Annotated in this window: 10 protein-coding genes; 7 read left to right on the top strand and 3 right to left on the bottom strand. The window is 33.0% G+C overall.

Annotation, left to right across the window (positions count from 1 at the left end; genetic code table 11):
- The first annotated feature begins 349 nt into the window (after positions 1-349).
- Both lpdA and OD917_RS20820 read left to right on the top strand, forming a co-directional pair.
- Positions 350-1,753, top strand: coding sequence for a dihydrolipoyl dehydrogenase (gene lpdA / locus OD917_RS20825; RefSeq protein WP_263525313.1), 1,404 nt, complete (start codon positions 350-352; stop codon positions 1,751-1,753).
- A 155-nt stretch (positions 1,754-1,908) separates the two neighbouring features.
- On the top strand, positions 1,909-2,451 hold the full coding sequence (locus tag OD917_RS20820) for a lipocalin family protein (protein ID WP_263525312.1): 543 nt from the start codon (positions 1,909-1,911) through the stop codon (positions 2,449-2,451).
- 57 nt (positions 2,452-2,508) lie between these two features.
- Here OD917_RS20820 and OD917_RS20815 read toward each other — a convergent pair whose 3' ends face one another.
- Positions 2,509-2,886 (bottom strand): DoxX family membrane protein, encoded by a 378-nt coding sequence (locus OD917_RS20815; RefSeq protein ID WP_111287728.1) that lies wholly within the window; start codon positions 2,884-2,886, stop codon positions 2,509-2,511.
- Between the two features lie 299 nt (positions 2,887-3,185).
- On the opposite strand from OD917_RS20815, the gene OD917_RS20810 reads away from it, so the two are divergent.
- The 3 genes from OD917_RS20810 to OD917_RS20800 all read left to right on the top strand — a co-directional run bounded on the left by OD917_RS20810 (position 3,186) and on the right by OD917_RS20800 (position 8,080).
- The gene (locus OD917_RS20810) at positions 3,186-4,472 is read left to right on the top strand and encodes an anthranilate synthase component I family protein (protein WP_263525311.1); all 1,287 of its coding nucleotides are present in this window, start codon (positions 3,186-3,188) and stop codon (positions 4,470-4,472) included.
- A 216-nt stretch (positions 4,473-4,688) separates the two neighbouring features.
- On the top strand, positions 4,689-5,999 hold the full coding sequence (tilS, locus tag OD917_RS20805) for a tRNA lysidine(34) synthetase TilS (RefSeq protein WP_263525310.1): 1,311 nt from the start codon (positions 4,689-4,691) through the stop codon (positions 5,997-5,999).
- Positions 5,999-8,080, top strand: coding sequence for a protein-disulfide reductase DsbD family protein (locus OD917_RS20800; protein WP_263525309.1), 2,082 nt, complete (start codon positions 5,999-6,001; stop codon positions 8,078-8,080). Before tilS ends, OD917_RS20800 begins: the two co-directional genes overlap by 1 nt.
- 478 nt (positions 8,081-8,558) lie before the next feature.
- Here the strand turns inward: OD917_RS20800 and OD917_RS20795 are convergent, their stop codons facing one another.
- Complete coding sequence (locus tag OD917_RS20795) at positions 8,559-9,875, bottom strand: ammonium transporter (RefSeq protein WP_263525308.1); 1,317 nt, start codon at positions 9,873-9,875, stop codon at positions 8,559-8,561.
- Positions 9,876-10,192: 317 nt separating this feature from the next.
- Here OD917_RS20795 and OD917_RS20790 point away from each other — a divergent pair, with 317 nt between their 5' ends.
- Together OD917_RS20790 and OD917_RS20785 are read left to right on the top strand one after the other, a co-directional pair.
- The gene (locus tag OD917_RS20790) at positions 10,193-11,167 is read left to right on the top strand and encodes a Gfo/Idh/MocA family protein (protein ID WP_263525307.1); all 975 of its coding nucleotides are present in this window, start codon (positions 10,193-10,195) and stop codon (positions 11,165-11,167) included.
- A 78-nt stretch (positions 11,168-11,245) separates the two neighbouring features.
- Positions 11,246-12,781, top strand: a complete 1,536-nt coding sequence (locus OD917_RS20785) for a YifB family Mg chelatase-like AAA ATPase (protein ID WP_263525306.1) — start codon at positions 11,246-11,248, stop codon at positions 12,779-12,781.
- 60 nt (positions 12,782-12,841) lie between these two features.
- On the opposite strand, the gene OD917_RS20780 is transcribed toward OD917_RS20785, so the two are convergent.
- Positions 12,842-14,095, bottom strand: a complete 1,254-nt coding sequence (locus OD917_RS20780) for a PorT family protein (RefSeq protein WP_263525305.1) — start codon at positions 14,093-14,095, stop codon at positions 12,842-12,844.
- Positions 14,096-14,319: the final 224 nt, after the last annotated feature.

Below are 14,319 nucleotides of genomic sequence, written 5' to 3'. Positions count from 1 at the left end.
GTTCAGAGGTTCAAAGCGACAAAGGTTTTTCTGTAGATACGCACAGCAGTGCGTCTAGCGCCCATTATGTCATTTCGACTGAAAGGAGAAATCGCACACGAAAATCCGTAAAGTATATTTTCAATCTTTGTCGACATACTAGTGCGATTTCTCCTTTCAGTCGAAATGACAAACTGTGAGTCTTTGTCAGATTAAAAAAAACAAAAACTTTGCGAACCTTTGCGTAGTTCTTAGCGCTCTTTGCGGTAAAACTCCAATCCAAAATTTCACGCAAAAAACATTGAAAATTAAACTTCAAACAGAACTTTATTGCTTAATTTTGTAACCGCTAAAATAAAAACAAAATACTATGAGTTCATTTGACGTAGTCATTATAGGTTCAGGTCCTGGAGGATATGTATCAGCAATTCGTTGCGCACAATTAGGTTTCAAAACTGCAATTGTAGAAAAATATAATTCATTAGGCGGAACTTGCCTTAACGTAGGTTGTATTCCTTCAAAAGCATTATTATCTTCTTCTCACCATTATTCAGAAATCGCTCATTTTGCAGATCACGGAATCGAAGTTTCTGGTGATGTAAAAATCAATTTAGAGAAAATGATCGCGCGCAAACAAGCTGTTGTAGATCAAACTGTAGGTGGTATTAACTACTTAATGGAAAAAAATAAAATCACTGTTTTCAATGGTTTAGGTTCTTTCGTAGATGCAACTCACATTGCTGTTACAAAAGCTGACGGAACTTCTGAAACTATCGAAGCAAAATATACTGTAATTGCTACAGGTTCAAAACCATCTTCTTTACCATTTATCAAAATCGATAAAGAGAGAATCATTACTTCTACTGAAGCTTTAGCTTTAAAAGAAGTTCCAAAACATTTAGTAATTATTGGTGGTGGAGTTATCGGAATCGAGCTTGGACAAGTTTACCTTCGTTTAGGAGCTCAGGTTTCTGTAGTTGAATTCATGGACAGAATCATTCCAGGAATGGACGGTTCTCTTTCTAAAGAATTGACTAAAGTATTAAAAAAACAAGGAATGAAATTCTATGTTTCTCATAAAGTAAAATCAGTTGAAAGAAACGGTGATGCTGTTGTAGTTCAAGCTGAAAATGCAAAAGGAGAAACAATTACTCTTGAAGGAGATTATTCATTAGTTTCTGTTGGTCGTCGTCCTTACACAGACGGATTAAACGCTGACAAAGCTGGAGTTAAAATTTCAGACAGAGGACAAGTTGAAGTAAACGATCATTTACAAACTAGTGTTCCAAATATCTATGCAATTGGTGACGTTGTTCGTGGAGCAATGTTGGCGCACAAAGCAGAGGAAGAAGGAGTAATGGTTGCTGAAATTTTAGCAGGTCAAAAACCACATATCGATTATAACTTAATTCCTGGTGTAGTGTATACTTGGCCAGAAGTTGCTGCAGTTGGACAAACAGAAGAGCAATTGAAAGCAGCTGGAGTTAAATACAAATCTGGAAGTTTCCCATTCAAAGCTTTAGGACGTGCAAGAGCAAGTGCTGACTTAGACGGATTCGTAAAAATTCTTGCTGACGAAAAAACAGATGAGGTATTAGGAGTTCACATGATTGGTGCTCGTACAGCAGATTTAATTGCTGAAGCGGTTACTGCAATGGAATTTAAAGCTTCTGCTGAAGATATTTCAAGAATGAGCCATGCACACCCAACTTTTGCGGAAGCGGTAAAAGAAGCAGCATTGGCAGCTACTGAAAATAGAGCTTTACACGTATAATTTGCGTTCAAAAATATTGTAAAACCGCTGGAGTAATCTGGCGGTTTTTTTATGCAATATTTTTAAGCTTTATATAATATAATATTCAAAAATAATTTTGTAAATTAGATGTAGATTTCACGTGCTATCTTTATGATAATTAAAAAGATAGTATTATGAAAAGTAAATATATAGTTCCAGTTTTGATTGGAGCAGGAATTGGAATCGCACTGTACTCATGCGGAGGCGGAATTCCTAAAAACGCACAAGCTGTTACAAACTTTGACAGCAAAAGATATCTCGGAAAATGGTATGAAATTGCCAGATTAGATTACAAATGGGAAAGAGATTTGAACAATGTAACAGCCGAATATTCTTTGAACGAAGACAATACAATAAAAGTAGATAATAAGGGCTATAATGTCAAAAAAGACAAATGGGAACAAAGTGTCGGGAAAGCTAGATTTGTCAAAAAAGACAATATTGGTATGCTGAAAGTCTCATTTTTTGGTCCTTTTTATTCTGGTTACAATGTCGTAGCAATCGATCCAGATTATAAATACGCACTTGTGGCTGGAGAAAGTTTAAAATATATGTGGATACTTTCTAGAGAAAAAACAATTCCAGAAAGTGTTAAAGTAGATTTTCTTATCAAAGCTCAAGAAATTGGATATAATGTAACCGATTTGGTTTGGGTAAAACATGATAAGCTAAATTAAAATAAAAAGCCGTCAGATTTATTCTGACGGGCTTTTTATTTTTACATAAAAATGTATTTATGCGGTAAAAACACTTTTGTAGTTATCCCAGTATCTGTAAATCAAGAATAAATTAGCCAGAAATAGCAATGCGGCAATTGGAAGTTTTTCTGGGGACATAAAGTAGTTAATGAACAGAATATTTACCGTGATTGGTAAGATCAAAATGTTGGCTAAAGTTACATAGCGCCCAGTTACAAATGCTAGTCCACAAATTAATTCTATTGATTTTGCCAACGGAAATAAATAAGTAGAAGCAATTAAACCCATGTTAAAAGCTTTAAAATTGTCATTTGTTATTGGCTCAGGCGGCATTAAATTGAAGAAATAGCTCAGAGAGGCAAAAAGTAACAAAAGACCAATTAAAACGCGGACAATAATTGTGGCAATTTTCATAATACTTAGGATTTTTTAGGGTTAAAAAATATAAATAAGTTATTGGAAAAGATGCAATCTAAAGCTCAAATTAGAATCACAAATTGTTTTTTTTGAGGTTCTTTTTTAAGGATCTTACAATCAAACTCATCCGATTTTGGGATTAATCTAACTGTATATCAAATATAACGATTTTTTTCTTATTAAATAGATGTCTTTTTAACAGTTTTACGTTAAGATTTCAATCCTATCAATATTTTTTCTGGCTTCTGTTAATCAAAGATTTTTGTCGTAATTTTGATGTTTAAAATTTACCCTTTTTGAGAGTTTCCATTCATAAAAATATTGCAAATCCAAAACTGTTTAAAGAACAGCTTTTAAGTTGGGCACAGCAATTTCGCGAAGTCGTTTTTTTAGACAGCAATTCTTATCCGCAACAGTATTCTAATTTTGACTGCATATTGGCAACAGATGCTTTTACTTCTTTAAAAACAGATTATTACAATGCTTTTGAAGATTTAAAACAATACCAGCAAAACACAAAAGACTGGCTTTTTGGATATCTTTCTTATGATTTGAAAAATGATATTGAAAATCTTCAATCCAATAATTTTGACGGATTGAGTTTTCCTGATTTGTTTTTCTTTCAGCCTAAAAAGATTTTTATTTTAAAAGGGAATCAACTCGAAATCCAGTATCTAATGCTTTGCGATGATGAGGTTGAAGAGGATTTTGAAGAAATTTTAAAAGTTGAGACCGAAACATTTACCACACTGAGCGGAGTCGAAGTGCAGCAACGTATTCCTAAAGATTTATATGTTCAAAAAGTAAATAAAATACTCGAACATATTCATGTTGGAGATATGTACGAAGGAAATTTCTGTATGGAATTTTATGCTGAAAATGCCGTCGTAAATCCGCTGGAAAAATTTCAGAAGCTTAATGAAATTTCGCAAGCACCTTTTTCGGTTTTCTTCAAAAATTACAAACAATATTTGCTTTCCGCTTCGCCAGAAAGATATTTGACAAAAGTTGGAGATAAGATTATTTCACAACCAATTAAAGGAACTTCAAAACGTTTTTCTGATCCTGTTGAAGATGAAAAATCAAAAAACATCTTAGCTTCAGATGTCAAAGAAAGAGCTGAAAATATTATGATTACCGATTTGGTTCGAAATGATTTATCGCACACCGCGCAAAAAGGTTCTGTAGTAGTTGAAGAACTCTGCGGAATTTATTCATTTCTCCAAGTGCATCAGATGATTTCTACAATTACTTCAAAATTAGATCCGCAATATTCGGCAGTAGATGTTTTAAAAACAACATTTCCGATGGGAAGTATGACAGGCGCTCCGAAAATTTCGGTAATGAAAATTATAGAAAATCTAGAAGAAACAAAAAGAGGATTGTATAGTGGTGCAATTGGTTATTTTACACCCGAAGGCGATTTTGATTTCAATGTTGTAATCAGAAGTATTTTATACAATCAAGAAAATAAATATGTTTCTTTTTCAGTTGGAAGTGCCATAACAGCGTTGTCAATTCCTGAAAAAGAATATGAAGAATGTTTGCTGAAAGCCAAGGCAATGCATGAAGTTTTGCAGTAAAAAATGTTGGGACGAATAGCACGATTTCCGCTAATTATTTTTTTTGCCACAGATTAAAAAGATTTAGAGATTTTTTAATCCTTTTAATCTGTGGCTATTTTTTTATAGAATTTAGAAAAGAAAAATTTGTGAAATACGTGTAATTCGTGGCAGAAAAAAACAGCGCTTAACATTTCGTTTAAAAATAGATTAAATTTAATTTTTTACTTTTATCAGATGTTTTCAAAATTTCAAAATCATATCGTTTCAAGGTTTCCTTTTTTAGCAGAGAAGAAGCTTTTTCTGGCTGTAAGTGGAGGATTGGATAGCATGGTTTTGCTTCATTTATTGAATCAATTGCCGTATGAAATTGCAGTTTTGCATTGTAATTTTCAACTCCGCGGACTGGAAAGTTTTGGTGATCAAGAATTTATTCAGAAGTATTGCGATCAAAATAATATCCCAATTTTTACGACACATTTTGATACAGAAGCTTTCGCCAAAGACTATAAATTATCAACTCAAGTTGCAGCAAGAGAACTTCGTTACAGTTGGTTTTACGAACTTTTAGAAGAAAAAAACTTCGATTACATTCTTACCGCACATCATGCCGACGATAATCTCGAAACCTTTATTATCAATTTAACTCGTGGAACCGGTTTGGAAGGTTTGACTGGAATTCCAGAACAAAACGATAAAATTATTCGTCCGCTTTTGCCTTTTTCGAGAGAAGAAATCTTGAAATATGCAGAAGAAAATAAAATAGAATGGAGAGAAGATAGCAGTAATGCTTCGACAAAATATCTCAGAAATAAGATTCGCCATAATTTGGTTCCTGTTTTAAAAGAAATCAATCCTAATTTTTTAGATGCTTTTCAGAAAACGCAATCCTTTCTTCAAGAATCAAAAGAAATGGTTGAAGATGCGTCGATTATCGTTTATCAGCAAGTAGCAAAAGAAGAAGGCGATGATATTCATTTCGATTTAAATCAGCTAAAAAAACTTCCAAATTATAGATCGTATTTGTATCAATGGCTGAAAGAATTTGGTTTTTCTGCTTGGAATGATATTTATGATTTAGTCGAAGGACAATCTGGGAAACAGGTTTATGCAGAGGAATTTCGTTTATTAAAAAATAGAGAAACGCTTATTTTGAGTCCGCTTTCTGAAAAGCAAGAAAACGGCGAATATCAAATCAATGAAAACGATACAGAAGTTAATTTTCCCTTAAAAATGAGTCTTTGTAACGTTGGTCACACAACATTCGATTCAAATAGAGTTATATTTGTCGATGCTGATAAAATCCGTTTTCCGCTGACTTTACGTAAATGGAAAGAAGGCGATGTTTTTCAACCTTTTGGAATGAATGGTAAATCTAAAAAAGTCAGCAAGCTTTTTAAGGACGAAAAATTATCATTAATAGAAAAGGAAAAAACTTGGATTTTATGCTCTGATGACCAAATAATCTGGGTAGTCGGGATGAGACAAGACGAACGTTTTAGAATAAAAAAAGCCACAAATAAAATACTTAAAATAGAATTGCAATAATGAACTTTACTCAAAATCTTCAGACCAATTTGTTAAAAAACGTTTGGACTAAAACTATTTTACTTTTGTTATTTTTCTTCGCTTTTGCGAAAGTTAACGCTCAAATTTTAGAACCTGTAAAATGGACTTCTAAAATTGAAAAAAAAGGGAATAATGCCGTATTAATTTTTGATGCAGTAATCGAAAAAGACTGGCATATGTATTCACAGTTTACGCCAGAAGGCGGACCTTTAGCGCTAGAAATTACATTTAAAAACCAAAAAGGAAATTTCGAATTGGTTGGAAAAGCCAAAGAAGGTAAAACAAGAACAGCTTTTAATGATGTTTTTGGTGTAGATGAAACTTTCTTTGAAGGAAAAGCGCACATTGAGCAAGAGATTAAAATTATCAATCCAAACTTGAAAACGGTTGATGTAGATTTTGATTTTCAGGTTTGTAAAGAAGTTTGTATCAATTCGAATAAGAAATTCTCAATTGCTGTTCCGTCAACTTTTAAAATGGAAGAAGTTCCAGTTGTAGCAGAAGCCAAAGTTGATGAAACAAAAGTAGTTGGATTAGCTGTTGACACGGTTAAAAAAGAAGAAGCAGTACAGCCAAAAGCAGAAAAAATAACTGAAGTAGCTAAAGAAGAAATTCCTGCTCCAGCGCCTGCAAGAAGTTTATGGTCAATCTTTTTTATTGCCTTTTTATCAGGATTTGCAGCGTTATTGACGCCTTGCGTTTTTCCAATGATTCCTATGACGGTAAGTTTCTTTACAAAACAAAGTAAAAGCCGTGCAAAAGGAATTAGAAATGCAATTTTCTATGGACTTTCAATTATTGCTATTTATGTAATTCTAGGATTAATTGTAACTAAAATATTTGGCGCAGATGCTTTAAATGCTTTATCTACAGATGTTTGGTTTAATCTGATTTTCTTTGTGATTTTAGTCATTTTTGCAACATCATTTTTGGGAGCTTTTGAAATTATGCTGCCAAATTCATGGGCAAACAAAGCTGATCAGCAGGCAGATAAAGGCGGTATAATAGGCATCTTATTTATGGCTTTGGCTTTGGCGATTGTTTCATTCTCTTGTACAGGGCCAATTGTTGGAACTTTATTAGTTGAAGCAGCTTCTAACGGAGGAATTGCTCCAGTTGTTGGAATGTTAGGATTTTCATCTGCATTAGCACTTCCGTTTATGTTATTTGCTATGTTCCCAGGTTGGTTAAATTCGTTGCCAAAATCTGGAGGTTGGTTAAATACGGTAAAAGTAGTTCTAGGATTTTTAGAACTGGCTTTAGCATTCAAATTTTTATCAAATGCCGATTTAGTTTTACAATTGCATTTCTTAGAAAGAGAAGTATTCATTGCAATTTGGATCGCGATTTTCGGAGCAATGACATTATATTTATTTGGAAAAATTACATTGCCTCACGATAGTCCAACGAATCATATTTCTGTTGGAAGATTATATTTAGGATTATTGACTTTTGTGTTTACCATGTATTTAATTCCTGGTTTATGGGGAGCACCTTTAAAATTAATAAGTGCATTCCCGCCGCCACCGCAATATAGTGAAAGTCCATTTGGAGTAGGAGGATCAGGAAATGGAGTTGTTTCTTCAGAATCTATAAAAGGACTTCCGGAAGGCGCAGAATTAGGTCCGCATGGAATTATGGTTTTCCATGATTACGAAGATGGTTTAGCTTATGCAAAAGAAATCAATAAGCCAATCATGTTGGATTTTACAGGTTATGCTTGTGTAAACTGTAGAAAAATGGAAAACAATGTTTGGTCTGATCCTTCGGTATTGCCTATTCTAAAAAACGATGTTGTTTTAATTTCTCTTTACGTTGATGATAAACGTGAATTGCCTAAAGAAGAGCAATTTACTACAGCGGCAGGAGACAAAATTATCACAGCTGGCGATAAATGGACTGATTTTATGATTTCTAAATATAAAACTAATACACAGCCTTTGTATGTGATTACCGATTTAGAAGGCAATAATTTGAACAATACAAAGCCAACCATTAGTTATGTAAGTACTGAAGAATATTTACAGTGGCTAAAAGAAGGAATTTCTAATTTTAAATAGAGTTTAGAATTTAGTTTTAAAAGCTTTATTCGAAAAAAAAATAAATATTTTCTTGGGGTTGAAATTAATTCAAACAAAGAGGCTGTCTTAATAGGACAGCCTTTTTGAGTTATAGAATGTTTGTGAAATTATTCTATAAGCAAACCTCGGTAGGGTAAATGTTTATAGAATTTCAATTAAACAAATGAAAAAAGTTCCGAAGGAGCGGTATATTTTTTTTATAATCTAATATATGCCGTTCTTCGGGAGCTTTGTATTTTAAAATCATTTTTATTATAAATATTTCGCTTCTCCGAAACTAACAAAAAAAGAGTTGCCTTTGATATAGTTTCATTTTTTTTACCAAGTATAAGTTAATTGCTGGATAATTCATTTTTCTTCTAATAGTTTGAAAATGAAATTACCTCAAAACAAAAAGCACTCTAAGTCAAATTTAGAGTGCTTTTTTATTTATCAAGCGAAAGTGAAAATTAATTTATTATAAGAATTCCCCGTGTTGAGAGATGTCTAATCCTAGTTCTTCTTTTTCTTCAGTAACTCTTAATGGAGTGATCTTATTTACGATAAAGAATAAAGCGTAAGATGCAACAAAAGCGAAGATTGAAACTACAACTAAAGCAGTTAATTGGTTGATGAATAATGTTGGAGTTCCGAAGATTAAACCTTGATTGTCTCCAACTGCTGGGTTGATAGCTTTTGAAGCGAAAACACCAGTTAAAAGCATACCTACCATACCACCAACACCATGACAAGCAAATACATCAAGAGCATCGTCGATTTTTCCTTTAGGGAATTTGCTTACTACAATGTTACTTACAATTGCAGAGAATAAACCAATGAATATTGCGTGAGAGATACTTACGAAACCAGCAGCAGGTGTAATAGCAACAAGACCTACAACAGCTCCGATACAAGCTCCAAGAGCAGATAATTTGTGTCCTAAAATTTTGTCAAGGAAAACCCAAGCCATTGCAGCAGCGGCAGCAGCAACAGTAGTTGTTCCTAAAGCTTGAGCAGCAAGACCATTTGCACCTAAAGCAGATCCAGCGTTGAAACCAAACCATCCAAACCAAAGTAAACCTGTTCCTAATAATACATAAGTAATTCTAGCAGGGTTAACTTTTTGTACTTTTCTTTTTCCTAAGAAGATAGCTCCAGCTAATGCAGCCCATCCAGCACTCATGTGTACTACAGTTCCTCCAGCGAAGTCAAGAACTCCCATTTTGAAGAAAACTCCATCAGGATGCCATGTCATGTGAGCAAGCGGAGCGTATATTAATATGATGAATAAAACCATGAATAACAAATAAGCCCAGAAACGGATACGTTCTGCAAAAGCACCTGTAATTAATGCAGGAGTAATGATAGCGAATTTTGCCTGAAATAATGCGAATAAAATAAAAGGAATTGTTGGTGCTAGGCTCCATGCTGTATTAGTTCCAACTCCTTCAAAGAATAAATTATAAGATGGGTTTCCTACAATTCCTCCAATAGTTGGTCCAAAAGCCAATCCAAAAGCAACAACAGTCCATAAAATAGTAACAATTACCATTGCCATAAAACTTTGAAGCATAGTACTAATTACGTTTTTCTTACCTACCATACCTCCATAGAAAAATCCTAATCCAGGAGTCATTAACAATACAAAAGCAGTTGCAACGATCATCCAGGCAGTATCTCCAGTATCAAACTTTACAGCTTCTGCTGGAATTGGGTTATCTGCAATGATAAAGTTTGAAATAAAGGTTAGTACCAAAATCGTGATAAGAATCACACTTAAAATAATTTTTCGCATAGTTATTTAGTTTTAAAATTTTTTATAAAAGTATAAAATCATTTTACACCCCATAAAAAAATAGGGTAGTATGCTTAATTTTTGTTAAATTTAAAATTTAACCCCTATGATTTTGCGTGAATTTCTTAAAACAAACTTAAAATTTACAATTTGGCAACATTTTTTTTTCACTTACCCTCATTTTTGATAATTTTTGGGGTAATTGATTGCTATTTTTTGTAGGATAATGGATATTTGTTGTTTAAAAAACGTCTGCTGATTGCTATAAAGGGTATTTTTTAATCTTTTTAACAATTTTGATGAGTAAAATATAAAGAATGGAAAGTAGAAGAATTAAATGGGGAATTGTAGGACTTGGAAATATTGCGACACAGTTTGCTTCAGATCTATTACTGATAGAAAATGCTGAACTAAAAGCAGTTGCTTCGAGAGATATTGCTAAAGCGAATGAATTTGCAGAGAAGTTTAAAGCCTTAAAAAGCTATGATTCTTATGATTTGCTTTTTGAAGATCCCGATGTTGAAATTGTCTATATTGCAACTCCGCATAATTCGCATGCCGAATTGTCTATAAAAGCATTAGAAAACGGAAAACACGTTTTATGCGAAAAACCAATTGCACTATCCTATAAAGATGCGGAAAGAATGATTGAAGCTTCTAAAAAATACAATAAGTTTTTTATGGAAGCATTTTGGACTCGATTTATTCCATCGGTTCAAGATGTTTTGCAGAAAATCAATAATGGAGTAATAGGCAAGATAAATTATATAAAAACTGATTTTGCCTTTCACGGAAGTGAAATAGAAAACAAAAGACTTTTTGATAAAGATTTAGGCGGAGGTGCTTTATTTGATATTGGCGTTTATCCTTTGTTTCTGTCCTATATATTATTGGGATATCCGAAAGAGATTTTAGCGAAAGCGATTAAACACAAGAATGATGTTGATTTGCAGACTTCTATGATTTTGCAATATGAATCGGCACAATCGATTTTACATGCTTCTATAGTTTCAGAATCTGATATGAAAGCGGTAATTTCTGGAACAGAAGGGCGAATAGAATTAAATGCGCCTTGGTTTGTTGCAGACGGTTATTCTTTATTTAAAAATGAAGTAAAAGAAGCGGTTGTCACTTTACCAACTCTTGGAAAAGGTTATTCTCATGAAATTATCGAATGTCAAAATTGTATTTTGAATAATGAAATTGAAAGTAAACTTTGGTCACATCAAAATTGTTTGGATTTGAGTAGGATTGTGGAGGAAGTTAAAACTCAAATAGAGCTTTCTTTTTAAACTTTTAAAAAATTGTAATAAAATATTTACATTTAATTAATTTTCATTAGTTTTAAAAACTATTAATGAAAGATAATTATGTTAGTAAAAGTTTACGGAAGTGCCGTTTTTGGAGTTGAAGCCACAACGATTACAGTTGAGGTTCATATGGATAAAGGAATTGGTTATCATTTAGTTGGACTTCCAGATAATGCTATAAAAGAAAGTAGTTTTAGAATTGCTGCCGCATTAAAAAATAATGGATTTAATTTTCCGGGAAAGAAAATTACGGTCAATATGGCACCAGCCGATCTTCGAAAAGAAGGTTCTTCATACGATTTGACATTAGCAATGGGAATTCTGGTTGGCTCAGATCAGATAAAAGCTCCAGAAATTGAACAATATGTTATTATGGGAGAACTTTCTTTAGACGGAAGTCTTCAGCCAATTCGAGGTGCTTTGCCCATTGCAATAAAAGCCAAAGAAGAAGGTTATAAAGGATTTTTTCTTCCTATTCAAAATGTAAAAGAAGCGGCGATTGTTTCAGGTTTAGATGTTTATGGTGTTGGAAATTTAAAAGAAATCGTTGATTTCTTCGCGGGCAAAGGAACACTTGAGCCTACAGTTATAGATACAAGAGCTGAATTTTATAAAACTCTCGATTTCCCTGAACATGATTTTTCAGACGTACGCGGACAAGAAAGCATTAAACGCTGTATGGAAATTGCAGCGGCTGGTGGTCATAATATTATTTTAATTGGCCCACCTGGAGCGGGAAAAACAATGCTAGCGAAACGAGTTTCGAGTATTTTACCGCCAATGACGCTACGTGAAGCTTTGGAAACTACTAAAATTCATAGCGTTGCAGGAAAATTAAAAGAAGTCGGATTGATGAATCAACGACCATTTAGAAGTCCGCATCATACTATTTCGAATGTCGCGCTCGTTGGCGGAGGAAGTTATCCGCAGCCGGGCGAAATTTCAATGGCGCATAATGGCGTTTTGTTTTTGGATGAATTGCCAGAATTTAAGAGAGACGTTTTAGAAGTAATGCGCCAGCCTTTGGAAGATCGAGAAGTAACAATTTCACGCGCTAAATTTACAATTACTTATCCTTCATCATTTATGCTTGTGGCAAGTATGAATCCAAGTCCAAGCGGATTCTTTAACGATCCAAGTATGCCGAATACTTCTTCGCCACACGAAATGCAGCGTTATATGAGTAAAATTTCGGGACCATTATTAGATCGAATTGATATTCATATAGAAGTTACACCAGTTCCGTTTGAGAAATTGGCTGACGAACGAAAAGCAGAAAGCAGTGTAGAAATTCGTAAACGAGTTACAGCGGCGAGAGAAATTCAAACCAAACGATTTGAAACGGTCGAAAATGTTCATTACAATGCGCAAATGAGCAGTAAGTTAATTCGAGAATATTGTGTCTTAGATGAAGCTTCAAAGGAATTGCTAAAAAATGCAATGGAACGATTAAATCTTTCCGCCAGAGCTTATGATAGAATTTTGAAAGTTTCTAGAACAATCGCCGATTTAGATCATTCAGAAAATATTGTTTCTTCACATATTGCCGAAGCGATTCAATACAGAAGTTTGGACAGAGAAGGATGGTTGGGATAAATTATATATTCTAATTGACACTAGTGTCAATTAGCATATATTAAGTATAGATTTATGATCTTAAAAGAAAGAATATCCAACAATTAAAGAAGTTGTCTGATAAGAAGAACTCCAGTTCGAGTTTTGAGCCAAAATAGCTCTTGATGTTTGATATCTTATTTCAGCACTGAATTTATCCATAAACTTTGCACCTAGACCAAATCCTAAGTTAATGCCTGAGTTAATGTCTAATTCGTTCAAAGGAGATCCGTCGTTTCTTGTAACAGTTGCTGTGGAATTATTGCTGAAGTCAATTATAACTGACCCGTTGGCGAATATTTTTACATTCTTATTAATGAAAAAGTAACGTCTTACACCAATTGGCAATTCAATTGATTTATAATCTACTTTACCAATCAAAGTTCCGCCAACAACCTGAGAGCTTGTAATAGTTTGTTCAGCTTTATAATATTGATAAGTTGGTTCCACAATAAGTGACCATCTGTTTTTGTTAAATGGTAAAATAAACTCAGCCTCAATTCCTAAACTAAAGCTTGATTTTCCTCCAAAATCAAAATCCAAATCTTCAAAAACAGAATTGTCCATGGTTAATGAACTGTTATTATATCTCGGACGAACTGTAAGATTGAACAAGTCTTTTTTCTCTTTTACTTCAAGATCAACAAATTCAGAATTAGTACATTTATTATATTTTGCAAAAATACGCATTAAAGCATTTTTGGCATAAGTCAACGTTTCATATTCATTTTGTTGAATATTGTCACATTTTAAATCAAGATAAAGCTGCTCTCTAAAATAATTGTTTTTTGCAATTTGGTCTGTATAGTTATTAGCATTTTCGTTGTCGCCACTTGCTAGATAAGTTTTGTACACAAGCTGTTTTATTTCAGCAGTATTTACTTTATAAAAGAAACGTCTTACTGTGCTGTCATCATAAAGATACAACGACGCATTACCTTCCATAAGTACTTGAAGGAATAATGTTTCTAAATGAAAAACAGGATTTTTTTCTGTAGTCATTGTTTGTAGATCTTTAGTAGATCGGTCAATATTTACTGTAGATCTAATAAATTTTTTCTGACCTGTAACGCTAAACTCTTTTATAGTTTTTAAGTCTGCATTAATAATTGGAGAATCCTCAGATAATCTATATCTAAAACTAGTTGGATTGTTTTTCCAGTCTAAATTTTCAACTAGGCATTCTGTTTTTTGATTGTTTTCTGTAATAACATAACCTTTTTCGAAACCTATTTGAGAAAATCCTTTAAGAGTAAAAAGTAAAGTTAGGGCAATAAATAAAATTTGTTTTTTCATTAAAAATAATTGATAGTTTGTTTGATTTATTTTGGGTTTTGGATTTAAAAGAAATTGAATTCTTTTTGCTTTAATTGAGAAGTAAATGTTTTGTCGTGGGCTAATTTATTTTGGTTAGTTTTATTTTTTTTCGTGTCAAATATAATAAGGTGAAAGTTTATTGTTTTACGGAAAACCTCATTTTTGTTTATTTTATATTGATTTTAATTTGATAGCTTTTTAAA

This window comes from Flavobacterium sp. SH_e (genome assembly GCF_025717045.1).
In the GTDB taxonomy this organism is placed as follows: domain Bacteria; phylum Bacteroidota; class Bacteroidia; order Flavobacteriales; family Flavobacteriaceae; genus Flavobacterium.
The sequence above is the reverse complement of the archived record's forward strand: the minus strand, read 5'-3'. Positions and strand labels throughout refer to the sequence as shown.

Excerpts from the sequence above, each read along its gene's own strand:
- lpdA (WP_263525313.1), top strand. The coding sequence starts at position 350 with ATGAGTTCATTTGACGTAGTCATTATAGGTTCAGGTCCTGGAGGATAT.
- OD917_RS20820 (WP_263525312.1), top strand. The coding sequence starts at position 1,909 with ATGAAAAGTAAATATATAGTTCCAGTTTTGATTGGAGCAGGAATTGGA.
- OD917_RS20815 (WP_111287728.1), bottom strand. The coding sequence starts at position 2,886 with ATGAAAATTGCCACAATTATTGTCCGCGTTTTAATTGGTCTTTTGTTA.
- tilS (WP_263525310.1), top strand. The coding sequence starts at position 4,689 with ATGTTTTCAAAATTTCAAAATCATATCGTTTCAAGGTTTCCTTTTTTA.
- OD917_RS20800 (WP_263525309.1), top strand. The coding sequence starts at position 5,999 with ATGAACTTTACTCAAAATCTTCAGACCAATTTGTTAAAAAACGTTTGG.
- OD917_RS20795 (WP_263525308.1), bottom strand. The coding sequence starts at position 9,875 with ATGCGAAAAATTATTTTAAGTGTGATTCTTATCACGATTTTGGTACTA.
- OD917_RS20790 (WP_263525307.1), top strand. The coding sequence starts at position 10,193 with ATGGAAAGTAGAAGAATTAAATGGGGAATTGTAGGACTTGGAAATATT.
- OD917_RS20785 (WP_263525306.1), top strand. The coding sequence starts at position 11,246 with ATGTTAGTAAAAGTTTACGGAAGTGCCGTTTTTGGAGTTGAAGCCACA.
- OD917_RS20780 (WP_263525305.1), bottom strand. The coding sequence starts at position 14,095 with ATGAAAAAACAAATTTTATTTATTGCCCTAACTTTACTTTTTACTCTT.